Here is a 16,507-nt window from a genome sequence, read left to right as displayed (position 1 = left end):
CCGCGAAGACATGGACGTACTGACCGACAACTTCTCGCTCTACGGCAAGGGATTCCTCGGCACGGTCGAGCTGACCTGCTACGCCTCCCTGCTCGCCCTGGTCCTCGGCTTCGTCATGGCCTCCTTCCGGGTCGCGCCGATCGGATCCTTGCGGGTGCTCGGCACGGCCTGGGTGACCGTGCTGCGCAACACCCCCCTCACCCTGCTCTTCTTCGCCGTCCTGCTGGGCCTGCCGCGCTTCGGGCTGGTCCTGCCCTTCCAGCTCTTCGCGGTCCTGGCGCTCGGCTGCTACACCTCCGCGTTCATCTGCGAGGCACTGCGCTCGGGCATCAACACCGTGCCCAAGGGCCAGGGCGAGGCCGCCCGGAGCCTGGGCATGTCCTTCGGCCAGACGCTGGGCTCGGTGGTGCTCCCGCAGGCCTTCCGCTCGGTCATCCCGCCCGTCGGCTCCACGCTGATCGCCCTGGCCAAGAACTCGGCGATCGCGGGCGCCTTCAGCGTCACCGAGCTGCTGGGCACGTACAAGACGCTGAACGAGCTGGGCTACAGCATCATCTGGACCTTCGTCTGGATCGCCGTCGGCTACCTGATCATCACCCTGTCCATCAGCGCGCTCTTCAACGTGCTGGAGAAGCGCTGGGGAGTCGCCCGATGACCGCACACGCGCTGCACGGGGACCTGGAGTCCACGGCCCTCTACGACATCCCCGGCCCGCGCGCCCAGCGCCGCCACTTCCTCTACGGAATGGCCTCGACGGCGGTGATCCTGGCCCTGTTCGGCTGGATCCTCTACCTGCTCTTCGACACGGACCAGTTCACCGCCGCCAAGTGGACCCCCTTCGAGTACGAGGGCATCCAGCGGCTGCTGCTCAAGGGACTCTGGAACACCCTCAAGGCCTTCGCCTACGCGTCGGTCCTCTCGCTGGTCCTCGGCGCGGTCCTCGCCACCGGGCGGCTCTCGCTGCACCGGCCGGTGCGCTGGGCCGCCACGCTGTGCGTGGAGTTCTTCCGGGCCATGCCGGTGCTGGTGATGATCTTCTTCATCTTCGTGGCGCTGAAGGTCCAGCCGCTGCCCGCGCTGGTGGCGGGGCTGACCCTGTACAACGGCTCGGTGCTGGCCGAGGTCTTCCGTACGGGCATCAACGCGGTGGAGCGCGGCCAGGGGGAGGCGGCGTACGCCCTGGGGATGCGCAAGACGCAGGTGATGACCTTCGTCCTGGCGCCGCAGGCGGTCCGGGCGATGCTGCCGACCATCATCAGCCAGCTCGTGGTGGCCCTCAAGGACACCTCGCTCGGCTACCTGATCACCTACGAGGAGTTCCTGCACGCGGGCAAGCTGATCGCCTCCAACCTCGACTACGACCTGCCCTTCATCCCGGTCGTGATGATCATCTCCCCGATCTACATCGGGATGTGCATGCTGCTGTCCTGGTTCGCCACCTGGATGGCCCGGCGCCAGCGGCGCAACCCCAGGACCGAGGCCGCCCAGGTGGGCCCGGCCGAGGCGGGGATGCTGCCGCAGGACGGGCGGTAGCCCCGGGCCCGGCCCGCTGAGCGACCCCCGAGGGAGCCACCCCCGCCCGGCAGCAGCCGTGGATCACTGCTCGCGCAGCGGCACCGAGACGTAGGACGGATCGGTGCGCGGCGAGGAGAAGGTCAGCTGCGCCCCGGTGGGGTTGTGCTCGATGTAGAGCGGGTCCACGGTGTCCACGACCAGGGCGAGGCGGTGGCCGGGGGGGACGTCGTAGGCCGTGGAGAAGAGGTCCAGGTCCACGCCGAAGGACCGTCCCGGCGTCCTGCCGTGGAAGGTGTACGGGGCGTTGCTGACGAGTTTGCCGAGGCCGAGCGGGCCGACGTCGTAGAGGTACGCGACGAAGGTGCCGCTCTCCTTGGTGGGGGTCACGGTGGTGTGCAGCCGGGCGGTGCCCCGGATCCGGCGGTCCTCGTCGTAGCGCCCGGACTGCCAGACGGCGGCGAAGGCGCGGGGGAGCAGCGGGATCGACGCGACCGGGGGCGCCTTGACGAACTGGTCCAGCACGCTGGAGAGCAGCACGACGCCACCGTTCGCGCCGGAGTCGACGTTCGCGAAGACGTGCTCGCTGTCGCCCAGCGCGAGCTTCTCGGTGCCGCCCGCGCCCACCGACTTCCAGTCGGGATAGCCCTCGTACCCGTTGTCGCTACGGGACTTCAGCTGCACCGGCGCCTCGGTGTCGACGCCGTTGGCCTCGCCCTTGAGGTAGCGGTCGAACCAGCGGTGGGCGCTGGTCCAGGTGTCGTTGGGCAGCCCCAACAGGCCGGTGCCCTCGGCGGTGGCGTGGTCGCCGGGGCGGAACTCCAGGCGCTTGGGACCGGTGAGGCGCTCGAAGAACGCCGCGTACTGGTTGGGCGGGAAGATGGTGTCGCCCCAGGCGTTGCCCAACATGATCGCGGCGCCGTTGGCGTTGATCGCGTCGACCTTCTCGGACGCCGAGCGCTGCTTGCCCCACTCGATCATCCGGGGCTCGCGCTCCAGGTTCGAGCCGAGGAAGTCGGTGAGTATCCCGTCCAGTTCGGGGCCCGGCCGCCCGGTGAGGTGTCCGGCGGCGCCGAGCAGGCCGGCGGCCTGGACGTGCTGGGTGCGGCCCGAGTAGATGGACTCGATGATGTCGGCCCAGCCGCTGAGCGCGACCACGGCCTTGATCCGCGGGTCGCGCGCGGCCGCCAGCAGGCTGATGCCCGCGCCGTACGAGACGCCGCCGAGGCCGATGTGGGCGGGATCGGCGGCGGTGGTGGCCAGCGCCCAGTCGATGACGGCCGAGACGTCGGCGGTGTCGGGGGGACCCGCCACCTCGATCCGGCCGCCCGAGAGCCAGAAGCCGCGGCTGGTGTAACTCACCACGACGTAGCCGGAGTCGGCGAGCTGCTCGGCCTGCGCGACGTACTCGATCTGCGGCACGCCCCAGCTGGTGGGCAGCACGATCAGCGGGAACCTCTGGCCGGGGCGGGCGCCCCCGGGGGAGAAGACGTTGCCCTTGAGGGTGATGCCGCCGGAGCCCGGGATGTCGAAGAAGCGCAGCTGCGAGGAGGCGCCGGCCGGGGTGGCGGAAGAGCTGGTCGCGGCGGTCGCCGGGGCCGCCTGGGCCTGCTGGGGGGCCAGGCCCAGGGCGGCCGCCACGAGCAGTGCGGCCGCGGTCACGGTGGTGGTGGTGCGGGCCATCGATCGCTCCTCGCGTGCGCCGGTGTCAAAGTGACCCGACGGTAGCGGGAGGGACTTACCGAAGGTAACCCGTCGGTAAGTTACGCACTGGTAACGATCGCCCGACCGTCGACCCGCCCGGTGCGATGGCGGGTCGACGTGCCGGTGGGTCAGCCGTTCTGGGCCCCGGCGGCGGCGCCGTTCAGCGCGCTCTTCTTCTGCCAGGCGGCCCAGTCCAGGTTCCACTCGCCGTAGCCGTTGCCGATGTCGGCCTGGCCCTTGGAGCCTTCGCCCACGACCTCGAACAGGTCGCCGACCTGGGCCTCCTTGTAGAAGGCGGTGGCGTTGGCGTCGCTCATCCCCACGCAGCCGGAGCTGGTGTTGGCGCTGCCGAAGTTGGCGTTGTTCCACGGCGCGGCGTGCACGTACATGCCCGACCAGGTCAGCCGCATCGAGTTGTCGACCATCTTGTCGTAGGAGTCGCCGAGGCCGACGGTCTGGGAGTCCATCCGGATGGTGCCCTCCTTGGCCATCAGCACCATCTTCCCGGACCAGGAGGCCTTCTGGCCGCCCGGGGTGCCGGCCGAGATCGGGATCTTCTTGACGACCTGGCCGTCCTCCGTCACCGACATCGTCTTGCTGTCGAGGTCCACCTTCATCCGGCGGTCCTTGCCTATCTTGAACTCGGTGTTGTAATCCTTCACGAAGTAACCGCTGCCCGAATCGACACCGTTCAACTTCATGTCGACCTTCACGTCGGTCCCGGACTTCCAGTAGTCCTTGGGGCGCCAGTCCACCCGGTCGTTGCCCGAGTAGTCCTTGAACCAGCCCCAGGAACCCTCGGTGTTGTCCGAGGTGGTGACCTTCAGCTGCTTCTCGACCTCGGCCTTGTTCTTGACCGGGTTGTCGAAGACGATCGATATCGGCTGGGCGATGCCCACCACCCCGTTGGCCTTGCCCGGGTTGATGGTGACCTTGTTCACCTTGTCGGCGGCGGTCGTCTTGAACTGCGTGGTCGCGCCCTGGCTCTCGGTGTTCTGCGCCTCGACCTTGTAGTCCTGACCCGGCGAGGCGTTGCGCTCCGAGGTCCAGGTCCTACCGTCCTCGGATATCTTCCCGGCCAGTTCCCCGCCCTTGCCGTCCGTGACCTTCACCTGGGCGAACTTGCCTTCGGCGAGGGTCACCTTGACCGGCTCGCCCGCCTTGACCTGGCCGCCCGTCAGGTTCACGGAGAGGGACATCTCCGCCTTCTTCTTCATCTCGGCCTTACCGCCGTCACCGCCGCCCGCTCCGCCCGAGCAGGCGGTGAGGGCAGCGGCGGCCAGCAGTGCGGTCGCGGCGAGGGCGGCCCGGCGGCCCCGCGCTCCCGGGACCTGGCGACGCGACGATGCGGTACGGCGTGTGCGGCTCAACGAAACCCCTCCGAAGTGATGATCGTTCGCAAACAAAGAGCGAACACCACGACATTAGGTTGCGGATTCCAGGAAAAATATCGGTAATTCGGTTGTGACCTGCACCGCAGCGGAACGGTCATCATCCGGTCACGAAGAACGGACACTTCGGCCCCGATGGTCGTGCGGGGCTTTGAATTCCGGTATCAGGGCGTCCGTTTCCTTCCACACCTCCTCGCGGGACGGGGCAAAGGACCTCCGGCGCAGGAAAAGGGGCCACAAGTCCCTTGCCCGAAGGACCCCCTTCTCGCCGTGCCCCGCGGGGCGTGCGCGGGGTACCCTCCACCCTCGACCCCGACCACAGGCACATGGGAGATTCCGATGGACGGCCGCACCGACCCGGCGCCGCACCAGGGGCGCCGTGCGTGCCCGGCCCGCCGATGACGGCCACCGACACCAGGGCGCCCGGCCCCGCGGACGCCGCGCCCGCCGAGCCGTCCGCCGCACCGGGGAAGCAGTCGGTGCTGCGCAGCGGCGCCCTCATGGCCGCCGGCTCGATCGTCTCGCGCGCCACCGGCTTCGTCCGCTCCGCCGTCGTCGTCGCGGCCCTCGGCACCGGCCTGCTCGGCGACGGCTACGCGGTCGCCAACACCGTGCCCAACATCCTCTACATGCTGCTCATCGGCGGCGCGCTCAACGCGGTCTTCGTCCCCGAACTGGTCCGCGCCGCGCGGGAGCACGAGGACGGCGGCGCCGCCTACACGGACCGGCTGCTGACCGCCTGCACCGCGGCGCTCGTCGTCCTCACCGCCGTCGCGGTCCTGTGCGCCCCGCTGATCGTCTCCGCGTACACCGGCTACGACGGGGCCCAGGCGTCCACCACCGTCGCCCTGGCCCGCTACTGCCTCCCGCAGATCCTCTTCTACGGCCTGTTCACCCTGCTCGGGCAGGTGCTGAACGCCCGCGGCCGGTTCGGCGCGATGATGTGGACCCCGGTCCTCAACAACCTGGTGATCATCGGCGTCTTCGGGCTCTTCCTCTTCCTCTCCCACGACGCGGCGGACGGCCTCACGCCGGCCCAGACCCACCTCCTGGGCTGGGGCACCACCGCCGGCATCGTCGTCCAGGCCCTCGCGCTCGTCCCCTCGCTGCGCGCGGCCCGCTTCCGCTGGCGCCCCCGCTTCGACTGGCGCGGCGGCGGTCTCGCCCGCCCCCTGCGCAACGCGGGCTGGCTGGTCATGCTCGTCCTGACCAACCAGATCGCCTACTGGGTGATCACCAGGCTGTCCACCACCACCGGGCAGCGGGCCGCCCTGGAAGGGCTGTCGGGCGGCGCGGGCTACACCGCCTACAGCAACGCCTACCAGCTGTGGATCGTCCCCCAGGGCATCATCACCGTCTCCCTGGTCACCGCCCTGATGCCGCGGATGAGCGCGGCCGCCGCCGACGGCGACCTCGGCCGGGTGCGCCGTGACGTCTCCTACGCGCTGCGCACCAGCGCCGCCCTCGTCGTCCCGGCCGCCGTGCTCTTCGCCGCACTCGCGCCCTGGGTCATGGGCAGCGTCTTCCAGTACGGGCGCACCGGCGCCGCCGACATCGAGGTCATGGCGGGCATGCTCATCGCCTTCGCCCCCGGCCTGATCGCCTTCTCCGGGCAGTACGTCCTCTCGCGCGGCTTCTACGCCCTGTCCGACACCCGCACCCCGTTCTTCCTGAACCTGGTGATCGCGGTCCTCAACGGCTCCCTGGCGGCCGCGGCCTACTTCCTGCTGCCGCCGCGCTGGGCCGTCACGGGCATGGCCGGCGCCTACACCGTCGCCCTGTTCGCGGGCGCGGGCGTGACGGCGTACGCCCTCGCCCGGCGGCTGGGACCGCGGACCGGCGCCGACACCGGCGCCGACGCGCGGCGGCGCACCACCGCCCTGCGCACCCACCTGCGGCTGCTGGTCGCCTGCCTGCCCGCCGGGGCCGCCGGCCACGCCGCCGCCCGGGCCGCCGACGGGCTCGGCACCTTCGCCGCGCTCGCCGCGGGAACCGTGGCCCTCGCCCTGACCGTCGTACTCCTCGCCCGCCCCCTGCGGCTGACCGAGATCACCGACCTGCTGGATTCCTTGCGGCGCAAACTGGGCCGATAGGGTGAATAACCGGCTCCAAGCACCTGGGACACTGACCGCATGCCACGCGTACTGCTCATAGAGGACGACCCCTCCATCAGGGAAGGGGTCGCCCTCGGCCTGCGCAGACGCGGCCACGAGGTCCATGCCGCCGAGACCGGCGAGGCGGGCCTCGCCCAGCTCGCCGGGTTCCGGCCCGAGCTCGTCCTGCTCGACCTGATGCTGCCCGGCATCAACGGCGTCCAGGTCTGCACCCGCATCCGCGAGACCAGTCAGGTCCCGGTCATCATGCTGACCGCGCGCGGCGACGACTTCGACATCGTCGTCGGACTGGAGGCGGGCGCCGACGACTACATCGTCAAGCCCGCCCGCACCGAGGTCATCGAGGCCCGGATCAAGGCCGTACTGCGCCGCCTCACCGCCCCGGCCGGCCGCCAGGGCACCGAGCACCACGGCGAGCTGACCATCGACCGGGCCGGACTGACCGTCGCGAAGAAGGGCGGCCACGTCGCCCTCGCCCCCAGCGAGATCAAGCTGCTGCTGCACCTGTCGGCCTCGCCCGAGCAGGTCTTCAGTCGCCAGCAGCTCCTCGAATACGTGTGGGAGCACAGCTACCACGCGGACGCCCGCCTCGTGGACGCCTGCGTCCGGCGCCTGCGCAACAAGATCGAGGACGTCCCCGGCAGCCCCCGCTACGTCCAGACCGTGCGCGGCTTCGGCTACCGCTTCGGCCCCCTGTAGGCCCCGCGTGCGACGGATCGCCCCCCTGGGCCTGCGCAGCCGGCTGATCGCCGCCTTCCTCCTCGTCGCGGCGATCAGCGCCGTGTCCACCGCGGCCCTCACCTACCGGCAGGCGCGCACCGCGATCCTCACCCAGAGCCAGGACACCGCCGTGGCCACGCTCCGCGACCAGCTGGAGGGCACGGGGACGACGCTGCCGATCGACCGGACCGGCCTCCAGAGCCAGGTCACCGAGCTGGGCAAGCGCGGCAAGCCGCACGCCTGGACGGTCTACGGCGAGTACGGGTCCCTGCGGGTCTCCTCCAACCCCGAGGGAGCGGTCACCTCGTCCCTGGTCAGCGCGAAGCTGCGCAACCAGATCAAGGTCAACCCGCACGCCGCCTTCCAGCGGGTCGAGACCGACGGCCGCGCCCACCTGGTCATCGGCGTGCCCTCCGTCTTCACCCGCCAGGGCCTCACCCAACCCACCGGCGCCGTCTTCTACGCCGTCATGCCGCTGATCAACGAGGAGCAGACCGTCGCCCTGATGGTCGACGCCGCGCGCACCGGCGCCCTGCCCGGCCTCGCCGTCGCCCTCGTCCCCGCGCTCCTCGCCGCCCGCAGCGTGCTGCGGCCGGTCCGCAACCTGCGCACCGCCGCCCAGCGCATGGGTCGCGGCCGCCTCGACACCCGGATCGAGGTCAGGGGGGCCGACGAGCTGGCCGGGCTCGCCCAGACCTTCAACGAGACCGCCGGCGCCCTCGAACGCTCCGTCGAGGAGCTCCAGCAGGCCGAGGCCCGCGCCCGCAGGTTCGCCGCCGACGTCTCGCACGAGCTGCGCACCCCGCTCGCCGGGATGCTCGCCGTCACCGAGGTCCTCGACGAGGACGCCGAGCGCCTCGACCCCGACACCGCGAAGGCGCTGCGGCTGATCAGCGCCGAGACCGGCAAACTCGCCGTACTGGTCGAGGACCTGATGGAGATCTCCCGCTTCGACGCCCGCGCCGCCGGACTCAACCTCGACGACGTCGACCTCACCGAGGCGGTCGGCAAGACCCTGGAACGGCGGCACTGGGGGGCGGACGAGGTGGTCACCGACCTCCCGGAGGGCATCCGGGCCCGACTCGACCCGCGCCGCTTCGACGTGGTCCTCGCCAACCTGGTCGGCAACGCCCTGCGGCACGGCGGCGCCCCGGTACGGATCACCGCCCGCACCGGGGCGCACCCCGAGGGCGAGCGGCTCACTGTCGAGGTCGCCGACAGCGGCCCCGGGATCGCCCCCGAGGCGCTGCCCCACATCTTCGACCGGTTCTACAAGGCCGACGCGGCCCGTACCCGATCGGCGGGCAGCGGGCTCGGGCTCGCCATCACCCTGGAGAACGTCCGCCTGCACGGCGGCACGGTCAGGGCCGCCAACGGCGCGTCCGGCGGCGCCGTGTTCACCGTGGACATGCCGCTGGAGGCCCGGGCATGAGCCGCCGCAGCCGCGTGCGCGGCGCGCCGTCGGTCGCCCTCCTCCTGGTGGGCGCGGTGGCGCTGGCCGGTTGCGGGATCGAGCCGACGGCGGTGGTCGAGAGCGGCCGGGCCGCGAACGTCCCGGTCGCCGCGCCCCAGAGCGCGGACGTCCTCTACTTCGTCGCCCCCGACGGGCGGCTCGCGCCGAGCGTCCTGCGCGACCCGCGCATGTCCACCGGTGCGCTGCTCAGCCGCCTCCTGTCGGGCCCCGGCACCCAGGAGCGCGGCTCCGGGCTCAGCTCCGAGCTGCCGGCGCGGACCGACAAGATGGTCGGGCCGGTGCGCGTCGAGTACCGCAGCGCGAAGCAGGTGACCGTCCGGCTCCCCTACTTCCTCGACGCGGAGCTGTCCGACACCGCCAAGGACCAGCTGGTGTGCACCGCCGCCGTCTCGCTGGACGCCTCGGCCAAGTCCGAGGTGGTGCTGGTGACCGAGGACGGGCCCATGAGCCCGCTCCGCTGTCCGCTCGCGCGCTGACCCGGCGGCGCGCCGACCTCCGGCCGCGGAGCGGGCCCGCCCCCTTGCGGTGCGCCGCGCCCGCCCGTCACCGTGGCCCCATGGACCACGCCGCCGGTGCCCCCAGCGTCCCTGCCGTCCCCGACGTCCCCGACGTCTTCGACCCCCGGACGTACGCCGCGGGCATCCCGCACGCGCGCTACCGGATCCTGCGCGACCACCACCCCGTGGCCTGGCAGGCCGAGCCGGAGGTCCTGGGCTGGCCCGCCGGCCCCGGTTTCTGGGCCGTCACCCGGCACGCCGACGTGGTGCGCGTGCTGCGCGACCACGCCGCGTACTCCTCCCACCTCGGGGCCACCCAGATCCGCGACCCCGCCCCCGCCGACCTGCCCTTCATCCGGCGCACCATGCTCAACCAGGACCCCCCGGACCACGGCCGGCTGCGCCGGATGCTCGCCCGCGCCTTCACCCCGGCCCGGGTCGACGCCTTCGAGGGCCGGGTCCGCGAGCGCGCCCGCGGCCTGCTGGCCGCCGCCCGCGACGCGGCCGTGGACGGCTCGGTCGAGGTGGTGGGCGCGGTCACCGACGAATACGCGCTGCTCGGCCTCGCCGACCTGATGGGGGTCCCGGCCGCCGACCGGGGGCTGCTGCTGGAATGGACCGTACGGATCATCGGCTACCAGGACCCCGACGACGCGCCCCCGCCACGGCTCGGCCCCGACGGGGTGCCCCTGGACCCCCGCTCGCCCGCGCTGCTCGGCGAGATGTTCGACTACGCGCGCGAGCTGGCAGCGGTCAAGCGGGCCCGTCCCGCGGACGACCTCATGAGCGTGCTGGCCCGCGCCGAACTGGTCGAAGGGGAGCTGGAGATGTTCTTCTTCCTGCTCACCGTCGCCGGAAACGACACCGTACGGTCGGCCGCCCCCGGCGGACTGCTCGCCCTGGCCCGCGCCCCCGAAGCCGGCCGACAACTCGCGGCCGGCCTGGTCGCGGTGGACCGGGCGGTGGACGAACTCCTGCGCGTCCACCCGCCGGTGCTCAGCTTCCGGCGCACCGCCACCCGGGACACGGTGCTGGCCGGCCGGCGGATCCGGGCCGGGGACAAGGTGGTCGTCTTCCACGCCGCGGCCAACCACGACGAACGGGTCTTCGCCGATCCGGGCCGCACCGACCTCGGCCGCTCGCCCAACCCGCACGTCTCCTTCGGCGACGGGCCGCACGTCTGTCTGGGCGCGCACTTCGCCCGGCTTCAGCTCCGGGTGCTCCACGAGGAATGGCGCGCGGCGCTGCCGCCACCCGAACTCACCGGCGAGCCGAAGCGGTTGGTGTCCAACTTCATCAACGGGATCACGCGGTTGCCGCTTCGGGTGTCCGGGCGCTGCGGGTGACGTCCGCCATCAGTTCGGCCACGTCCGGCCCGTAGGCGTCGGAGTTGACCACCTTCACCACGACGCAGAAGGAGTCCGCACCGTAGGTGCGCGCGAGGCGCTGGTGGTGGCGGGCCAGGTAGCGGGCCCCCGCCTGGTTGCTCATGGCGGTCTGCCCGGAGATGAGGAAGACCGGGCGGGCGCCCCGCCCGTTCGTCAGCCGGGCCAGCAGCACGTGCTCCACCGCGCCCTTCTCCCAGCGGTAGACCTCGCCGCCGACGTGGATGGCGCCGCGGTCCGGCCCGGGCTCGCTGGTGAGGTCCACCCGTACCCCCGGGAGCATCGAGGCGAGGTGGGCGGTGGTCCGTACGTTGGAGATCGGCCCGCCGACGCAGAACTCGGCCCGTTCGCCGAACCCTTGGCGCACCCCGTCGTGCGAGACGATCTGCACGTTCGCCCCGCAGTCCTTGATCAACGCCGATATCTCCAGCAGCGCGAAGGCGTCGTTGCGGTGCACCGAGCCCTCGTTCCCGCCCATCTGACGGTTCACCACGAACAGGCAGTCCGAGCCCGGCGGCAACCCGAAGAAGGCCTGCTTGCGGCGCAGCGCCCGGCGCCAGAGGTACGTACGGGAGAACCAGCCGAAACCGCCGCTGACGGCGGTCGCCGCCACCCCGAGCACGATGTTGCGTACGTCGTCGTTCATGCGGCGGATCGTAGGGGGTGACCTCGCCGTCGTGCCAGGCGCGGGTGCCGGGCGGGAATCCGGGCCTTCCTGACGCGGCGCCGGCCGGCCGTTAGGCTCGCGGGCACATTGCCTTAAGTGGAGGTTCGATGCGCCGTCCCACCGCACGCGCGTTACCCCTGTTCGCCCTCACCGCGGCCCTCGCGGCGACCGCCGCCGCCCCGCCCGCGGCCGCTGCCGCCGACGCGGCCGCGCCGCCCAAGACCCCGGTCGCCGTCGGCTACGGCGGAGCCGTGGCCAGTGTCGACGCCGACGCCTCGGCGGCCGGGATCGCCGTCCTGCGCGCGGGCGGGAACGCGGTGGACGCCGCCGTCGCGACCGCCGCGGCCCTCGGGGTCACCGAGCCGTACTCCGCGGGTGTCGGCGGTGGCGGGTACTTCGTCTACTACGACGCGAAGTCCCGCCGGGTGCACACCATCGACGGTCGCGAGACCGCCCCCGCCTCGGCCACCGCCACCCTCTTCCAGGAGAACGGCGTACCGATCCCCTTCGACCAGGGCCAGACCAGCGGGCGCGGCGTCGGCGTCCCCGGCACCCCCGACACCTGGGACACCGCCCTCACCGCGTGGGGCAGCCGTCCGCTCGGCCAACTCCTGCGCCCCGCCGAGAAGCTGGCCCGCGACGGCTTCACGGTGGACGCCACCTTCCGGGCCCAGACCGAGCTGAACCAGGACCGGTTCAAGGACTTCCCGGACACGAGGAAGCTCTTCCTGCCCGGGGGAGCGCTCCCCGTGGTCGGCTCCACCTTCAAGAACCCCGACCTGGCGGCCACCTACGCCGAGATCGCCCGCAAGGGCACCGGCGTCCTCTACCGCGGCCCGATCGCCGACGACATCGTCGCCGCCGTCCGCAAGCCCCCGGTCGACCCGGCCGCCACCCGGATCGTCCGCTCCGGCGACCTCACCGCCCGTGACCTGCGCAGCTACGACACCAAGCGGCAGGCCCCGACCCGGGTGGACTACCGGGGCCTGGACGTCTACAGCATGGCGCCCTCGTCCTCCGGCGGCACCACCGTCGGCGAGGCCCTGAACATCCTGGAGCGCAGCGACCTCGGGAAGCTCTCCGAGGCCCAGTACCTGCACCGGTTCATCGAGGCCTCCCGGGTCTCCTTCGCCGACCGCGGGCGGTGGGTGGGCGACCCCGCCGCCGAGGACGTCCCGACCCGAGCGCTGCTCTCCCAGGAGTTCGCCGACTCGCGGGCCTGCCTCATCTCGCCCGACAAGGCGCTGACCAGTCCGCTCGCGCCGGGCGACCCGCGCCACCCTGCCCCCTGCGCCACCACCGGGAAGGCCGCCCCGACCACCTACGAGGGGGAGAACACCACCCATCTGACGGTCGCCGACCGCTGGGGCAACGTGGTCTCCTACACCCTCACCATCGAATCCACCGGCGGCAGCGGCATCACCGTTCCGGGCCGCGGCTTCCTGCTGAACAACGAGCTGACCGACTTCTCCTTCGCCCCGGCCGCCGCCGGTGTCCCGGACCCGAACCTGCCCGGCCCGGGCAAGCGGCCGCGCTCCTCGATGTCCCCGACGATCGTCCTGAAGGACGGGCGGCCGGTCCTGGCCGTGGGTTCCCCGGGCGGCGCCACCATCATCACCACCGTGCTCCAGACCCTCGTGGGGACCCTGGACCGCGGGCTCCCGCTGGTCGACGCGATCGCCGCGCCGCGCGCCAGCCAGCGCAACCAGACCACCACCGAGCTGGAGCCCGGGCTGTGGAACAGCCCGGTCCGCGGCCAGTTGGAGGCCCTGGGGCAGGGGTTCCGGCAGAACCCGGAGATCGGCGCCGCCACCGGCGTCCAGCGGCTCCCGGACGGCCGCTGGCTCGCGGCCGCCGAGACCACCCGGCGCGGCGGCGGCGCCGCGATGGTCGTCAGCCCGCACGGGCGCCCGTAGGGGTACGTGCCGGCGCGGGGGCGGCGGGGCCAGCAGGGCCAGCGGGTCCTGCGGGTCCTGCGGGTCCTGCGGGGCCTGCGGGGCCTGCGCCCACCGGTCCTACGGGACGGTGAGGATCCGCGGGCCGGCGGCGGTGATCGCGACGGTGTGCTCCGCGTGCGCCGCCCGGCTGCCGTCGACGGTCCGCAGGGTCCACCCGTCCCCGTCGGTCAGGTAGTCGTCCGTACCGCCGGCGATCAGCATCGGCTCGATCGCGAGGACCATGCCGGGGCGCAGCTTCATGCCGCGCCCCGGCGGGCCCTCGTTGGGCACGCCCGGATCCTCATGCATCGCGCGGCCGATGCCGTGGCCGCCGAAGCCGTCGGGTATGCCGTACCCCGCCGCGCGGCCGACGCTGCCGATCGCGTGGGCGATGTCGCCGATGCGGTTCCCGGGAACGGCCGCCGCGATCCCCGCGGCCAGGGCCCGCTCCGCCGTCGCGATCAGGGCGAGGTCGGCCGGCCGGGCCCGGCCGACGGTGAAGCTGACCGCCGCGTCGCCGGCCCAGCCGTCCAGGGTCGCCCCGCAGTCGATGCTGACCAGGTCACCGTCGCGCAGCCGGTGGTCGTCGGGGATGCCGTGCACGATCGCGTCGTTGACCGAGGCGCACACGACCGCGGGGAAGGGGACCGGCGCGAACCGCGGCCGGTACCCGAGGAAGGGCGAGCCCGCCCCCGCCTCGCGCAGCACCTCCCGGGCCACCGCGTCCAGCTCCCGCAGGGACACGCCGACGTCGGCGGCCGCGCGCACGGCGGCCAGGGCGCGGCCGACCACGCGGCCGGCCTCGCGCATCGCATCGATCGATTCTTCCGTCTTGAGTTCCACCATGCCCATTACTATACCGGTATTTCTATACCGGGATACTTGTAACGGTATAGAAATGGGGTGGCGGGGTAGCATGGACGCATGGTCCGCACCCCCCTCACCCCCGAAGAGCGCGAGCGCGGCGAGCGCCTCGGCGCCCTGTTGCGCGAATCGCGCGGCAGCCGCAGCATGGTCGAGGTCGCCGCGGCCGCCGGGCTCTCCGCCGAGACCCTGCGCAAGATCGAGACCGGCCGGGCCCCCACGCCCGCCTTCTTCACCGTCGCCGCCCTCGCCACCGCCCTCGGCCTCTCGATGGACGACCTGATGCGGCGCTGCGCCTTCGTCCCCGCCTGACGTCCTTCGTCCCCACCCGGCTGTCCTTCATCCCCGCCCGGCGGTCCTTGGTCCTCGCCCGGCGGTCCTTCGTCCGGCCCGACGGGACGTCTTCGTCCGCCGAACGGCCCAATCGGCGGTGGGAGGAGCCGGGCGCGGGGCAAGCGTGAAGGCGTGTCAGCCATGAACGCATCCAAGCGACTCGGTCTCGGACTCGTCGGAGCCCTGCTGGCGAGCGGACTGCTGCTCGCCGCCTGCGCCGCACCCGACGGCCGGGCCCATGCCAAGCAGCCGGGCGACGTGGTCTTCCGCCACCCCGGCGTCGTCGTCAGCCACACCCAGCTCCAACACGCGAAGAAGATGGTCGCGGAGGGGAAGGAGCCCTGGCGCACGGCCTACCAGGACCTGCTGCGGAGCAAGTACGCCTCGCTCTCCTACGCCGCCCACCCGGCCGACGTGGTGCCCTGCCCCTTCAACTCGGGCCCGCAGTCCTGCCTGGACGAACGCCAGGACGCCATCGCCGCCTACACCCACGCGCTGCTGTGGTCGGTGACGGGGCGGACGGCGCACGTCCGCAAGGCCGTCGAGATCATGGACGGTTGGTCCGCGCGGATGAAGCGGCACGAGAAGGACAACGGCGGGCTGCAGGCCGCCTGGTCCGGCTCCACCTGGGCGCGGGCCGCCGAGATCGTCCACGCGGACTACCCGAACTGGGAGAAGTCGCAGGTCGACCGGTTCAAGGAGATGCTGCGCACGGCCTACCTGCCCGCGGTGCGGTCCGAGGTGCCGACGTACAACGGCAACTGGGAACTGGCGATGACGGACGCCTCCTTGTCCATCGCCGTCTTCCTGGAGGACCAGGCCGTCTTCAAGGAGTCGCTGGAACGATTCCGCACGCGGGTGCCGGCGTACTTCTACCTCCGCAAGGACGGTCCGCATCCGATCGGTCCCGCGCACACCGGCATCGACACCCCGGCCAAGGTGAAGGCGTACTGGTTCGACCAGGGCACCTATGTCGACGGCGTCGCGCAGGAGACCTGCCGCAACCTCATGCACGTCGGCTACTCCCTGGCCGCGTCCGCGCACATCGCCGAGACCGCCTGGTACCAGGGCGTCGACCTCTACGGGGAGGAGGGCGACCGGATCAAGGCCGCGCTGGAGTTCCACGCGAAGTACCAGCTGGGCGAGGAGCCCCCGCAGTGGCTCTGCGGCGGCAAGGTCGAGCGGACCATGGGCCCGGACCTGGAGGTGGCCCTGCACCACTACGCGACGCGGACCGGCGCGGACCTCCCGTACACCCGCCGCCTGGTCGAGGCGATGCGACCGGCCGGGACCGACGACCTGTTCGTCGCCTGGGAGACCCTGACCCACGGCGAGGCGCCCGCGGCGGGCCGGGGGCCGGTCGTGGACGCACGGGGCGAGGACGGCGGCGCGGGGGACGGCGTGGTCGACCAGGGGGTGTCCGGCGAACTGGGCTCCGAGCAGGGCTCCAGCACGGCTCCGAGCACGGCTCCGAGCAGGGCTCCAGAGGGGACCGCCTAGTCTCGGGCCATGACTCTTGAGGAGCTGGCCCGGTCCCGGTACGTCAGTCTCACCACCTACCGCAAGGACGGGACGCCGGTGGCGACGCCGGTGTGGTTCGTGGTGGACGGCGGCGAGGTGTACATCTGGACGAAGAGCGACACCTGGAAGGTCAAGCGGATCCGCAACAACGGGCGGGTCTCCGTCATCGGCTGCGACGTGCGCGGGCGCTCCCCGCAGGGCGCGACCGCGCTGGAGGGGGAGGCCCGGCTGCTCGACGACGCGACCCTGAACCGGGTGCGCAAGCTGCTGGCCAAGAAGTACACCTGGCAGTACTGGGCGGTGGACCTTCCCGCACTGCTCGCCCGGGGCGGGAAGCGTCCCCACACCGGGATCGCCGTCAGGGTTTGAGATTCCCGTAGCCCGCCCG

The 16,507-nt window shown here is 72.4% G+C and carries 15 protein-coding genes; 11 read left to right on the top strand and 4 right to left on the bottom strand.

Going from position 1 to position 16,507, the window contains the following annotated elements:
- Positions 1-10 precede the first annotated feature (10 nt).
- Positions 11-655, top strand: a complete 645-nt coding sequence (locus tag ACIQWR_RS15860) for an amino acid ABC transporter permease (RefSeq protein ID WP_404009104.1) — start codon at positions 11-13, stop codon at positions 653-655.
- On the top strand, positions 652-1,533 hold the full coding sequence (locus ACIQWR_RS15855; RefSeq protein ID WP_404009101.1) for an amino acid ABC transporter permease: 882 nt from the start codon (positions 652-654) through the stop codon (positions 1,531-1,533). Before ACIQWR_RS15860 ends, ACIQWR_RS15855 begins: the two co-directional genes overlap by 4 nt.
- Before the next feature lie 63 nt (positions 1,534-1,596).
- On the opposite strand, the gene ACIQWR_RS15850 is transcribed toward ACIQWR_RS15855, so the two are convergent.
- Entirely contained in the window at positions 1,597-3,195 is a 1,599-nt protein-coding gene (locus ACIQWR_RS15850) for a CocE/NonD family hydrolase (protein WP_404009099.1), read from the bottom strand.
- Positions 3,196-3,344: 149 nt separating this feature from the next.
- Positions 3,345-4,586 carry an Ig-like domain-containing protein gene (locus ACIQWR_RS15845; protein WP_404009097.1) on the bottom strand — a complete coding sequence of 414 codons (1,242 nt, stop codon included), beginning with the start codon at positions 4,584-4,586 and terminating at the stop codon, positions 3,345-3,347.
- A 419-nt stretch (positions 4,587-5,005) separates the two neighbouring features.
- Between ACIQWR_RS15845 and murJ the strand changes: the two genes are divergently transcribed.
- The 5 genes from murJ to ACIQWR_RS15820 all read left to right on the top strand — a co-directional run bounded on the left by murJ (position 5,006) and on the right by ACIQWR_RS15820 (position 10,758).
- Positions 5,006-6,700 (top strand): murein biosynthesis integral membrane protein MurJ, encoded by a 1,695-nt coding sequence (gene murJ, locus ACIQWR_RS15840; RefSeq protein ID WP_404009388.1) that lies wholly within the window; start codon positions 5,006-5,008, stop codon positions 6,698-6,700.
- A 39-nt stretch (positions 6,701-6,739) separates the two neighbouring features.
- Positions 6,740-7,420, top strand: coding sequence for a response regulator (locus ACIQWR_RS15835; protein WP_399260304.1), 681 nt, complete (start codon positions 6,740-6,742; stop codon positions 7,418-7,420).
- Between the two features lie 7 nt (positions 7,421-7,427).
- Entirely contained in the window at positions 7,428-8,873 is a 1,446-nt protein-coding gene (locus ACIQWR_RS15830; protein ID WP_404009095.1) for an ATP-binding protein, read from the top strand.
- Positions 8,870-9,391 (top strand): hypothetical protein, encoded by a 522-nt coding sequence (locus tag ACIQWR_RS15825; protein WP_404009092.1) that lies wholly within the window; start codon positions 8,870-8,872, stop codon positions 9,389-9,391. Before ACIQWR_RS15830 ends, ACIQWR_RS15825 begins: the two co-directional genes overlap by 4 nt.
- An 80-nt stretch (positions 9,392-9,471) precedes the next feature.
- Positions 9,472-10,758 carry a cytochrome P450 gene (locus ACIQWR_RS15820; RefSeq protein ID WP_404009089.1) on the top strand — a complete coding sequence of 429 codons (1,287 nt, stop codon included), beginning with the start codon at positions 9,472-9,474 and terminating at the stop codon, positions 10,756-10,758.
- Here the strand turns inward: ACIQWR_RS15820 and ACIQWR_RS15815 are convergent.
- A complete protein-coding gene (locus ACIQWR_RS15815) occupies positions 10,718-11,443 on the bottom strand; it encodes a hypothetical protein (RefSeq protein WP_404009087.1) in 726 nt (241 codons plus the stop codon). The genes ACIQWR_RS15820 and ACIQWR_RS15815 overlap by 41 nt on opposite strands.
- A gap of 128 nt (positions 11,444-11,571) precedes the next feature.
- Between ACIQWR_RS15815 and ggt the strand changes: the two genes are divergently transcribed.
- Positions 11,572-13,380, top strand: a complete 1,809-nt coding sequence (gene ggt / locus ACIQWR_RS15810) for a gamma-glutamyltransferase (RefSeq protein ID WP_404009083.1) — start codon at positions 11,572-11,574, stop codon at positions 13,378-13,380.
- Positions 13,381-13,479: 99 nt separating this feature from the next.
- Here the strand turns inward: ggt and map are convergent, their stop codons facing one another.
- Positions 13,480-14,247 (bottom strand): type I methionyl aminopeptidase, encoded by a 768-nt coding sequence (gene map / locus ACIQWR_RS15805; RefSeq protein WP_404009080.1) that lies wholly within the window; start codon positions 14,245-14,247, stop codon positions 13,480-13,482.
- Between the two features lie 78 nt (positions 14,248-14,325).
- Here map and ACIQWR_RS15800 point away from each other — a divergent pair, with 78 nt between their 5' ends.
- The 3 genes from ACIQWR_RS15800 to ACIQWR_RS15790 all read left to right on the top strand — a co-directional run bounded on the left by ACIQWR_RS15800 (position 14,326) and on the right by ACIQWR_RS15790 (position 16,488).
- Positions 14,326-14,577, top strand: a complete 252-nt coding sequence (locus ACIQWR_RS15800) for a helix-turn-helix domain-containing protein (RefSeq protein ID WP_404009077.1) — start codon at positions 14,326-14,328, stop codon at positions 14,575-14,577.
- Positions 14,578-14,739: 162 nt separating this feature from the next.
- Positions 14,740-16,098, top strand: coding sequence for an alginate lyase family protein (locus tag ACIQWR_RS15795; RefSeq protein ID WP_404009075.1), 1,359 nt, complete (start codon positions 14,740-14,742; stop codon positions 16,096-16,098).
- A 9-nt stretch (positions 16,099-16,107) separates the two neighbouring features.
- A complete protein-coding gene (locus ACIQWR_RS15790) occupies positions 16,108-16,488 on the top strand; it encodes a PPOX class F420-dependent oxidoreductase (RefSeq protein WP_404009072.1) in 381 nt (126 codons plus the stop codon).
- Positions 16,489-16,507 lie beyond the last annotated feature (19 nt).

The sequence above is a fragment of the Streptomyces sp. NPDC098789 genome (assembly GCF_044759975.1).
Taxonomy (GTDB): Bacteria; Actinomycetota; Actinomycetes; order Streptomycetales; family Streptomycetaceae; genus Streptomyces.
Note: the sequence above shows the minus strand (reverse complement) of the source record. Positions and strands in the feature narration are given on the sequence as shown.

Bases quoted from the DNA above. Each gene is read 5' to 3' on its own strand.
- ACIQWR_RS15860 (WP_404009104.1), top strand. From the start codon at position 11: ATGGACGTACTGACCGACAACTTCTCGCTCTACGGCAAGGGATTCCTC.
- ACIQWR_RS15855 (WP_404009101.1), top strand. From the start codon at position 652: ATGACCGCACACGCGCTGCACGGGGACCTGGAGTCCACGGCCCTCTAC.
- ACIQWR_RS15850 (WP_404009099.1), bottom strand. From the start codon at position 3,195: ATGGCCCGCACCACCACCACCGTGACCGCGGCCGCACTGCTCGTGGCG.
- murJ (WP_404009388.1), top strand. From the start codon at position 5,006: ATGACGGCCACCGACACCAGGGCGCCCGGCCCCGCGGACGCCGCGCCC.
- ACIQWR_RS15835 (WP_399260304.1), top strand. From the start codon at position 6,740: ATGCCACGCGTACTGCTCATAGAGGACGACCCCTCCATCAGGGAAGGG.
- ACIQWR_RS15825 (WP_404009092.1), top strand. From the start codon at position 8,870: ATGAGCCGCCGCAGCCGCGTGCGCGGCGCGCCGTCGGTCGCCCTCCTC.
- ACIQWR_RS15820 (WP_404009089.1), top strand. From the start codon at position 9,472: ATGGACCACGCCGCCGGTGCCCCCAGCGTCCCTGCCGTCCCCGACGTC.
- ACIQWR_RS15815 (WP_404009087.1), bottom strand. From the start codon at position 11,443: ATGAACGACGACGTACGCAACATCGTGCTCGGGGTGGCGGCGACCGCC.
- ggt (WP_404009083.1), top strand. From the start codon at position 11,572: ATGCGCCGTCCCACCGCACGCGCGTTACCCCTGTTCGCCCTCACCGCG.
- map (WP_404009080.1), bottom strand. From the start codon at position 14,247: ATGGTGGAACTCAAGACGGAAGAATCGATCGATGCGATGCGCGAGGCC.
- ACIQWR_RS15800 (WP_404009077.1), top strand. From the start codon at position 14,326: ATGGTCCGCACCCCCCTCACCCCCGAAGAGCGCGAGCGCGGCGAGCGC.
- ACIQWR_RS15795 (WP_404009075.1), top strand. From the start codon at position 14,740: ATGAACGCATCCAAGCGACTCGGTCTCGGACTCGTCGGAGCCCTGCTG.
- ACIQWR_RS15790 (WP_404009072.1), top strand. From the start codon at position 16,108: ATGACTCTTGAGGAGCTGGCCCGGTCCCGGTACGTCAGTCTCACCACC.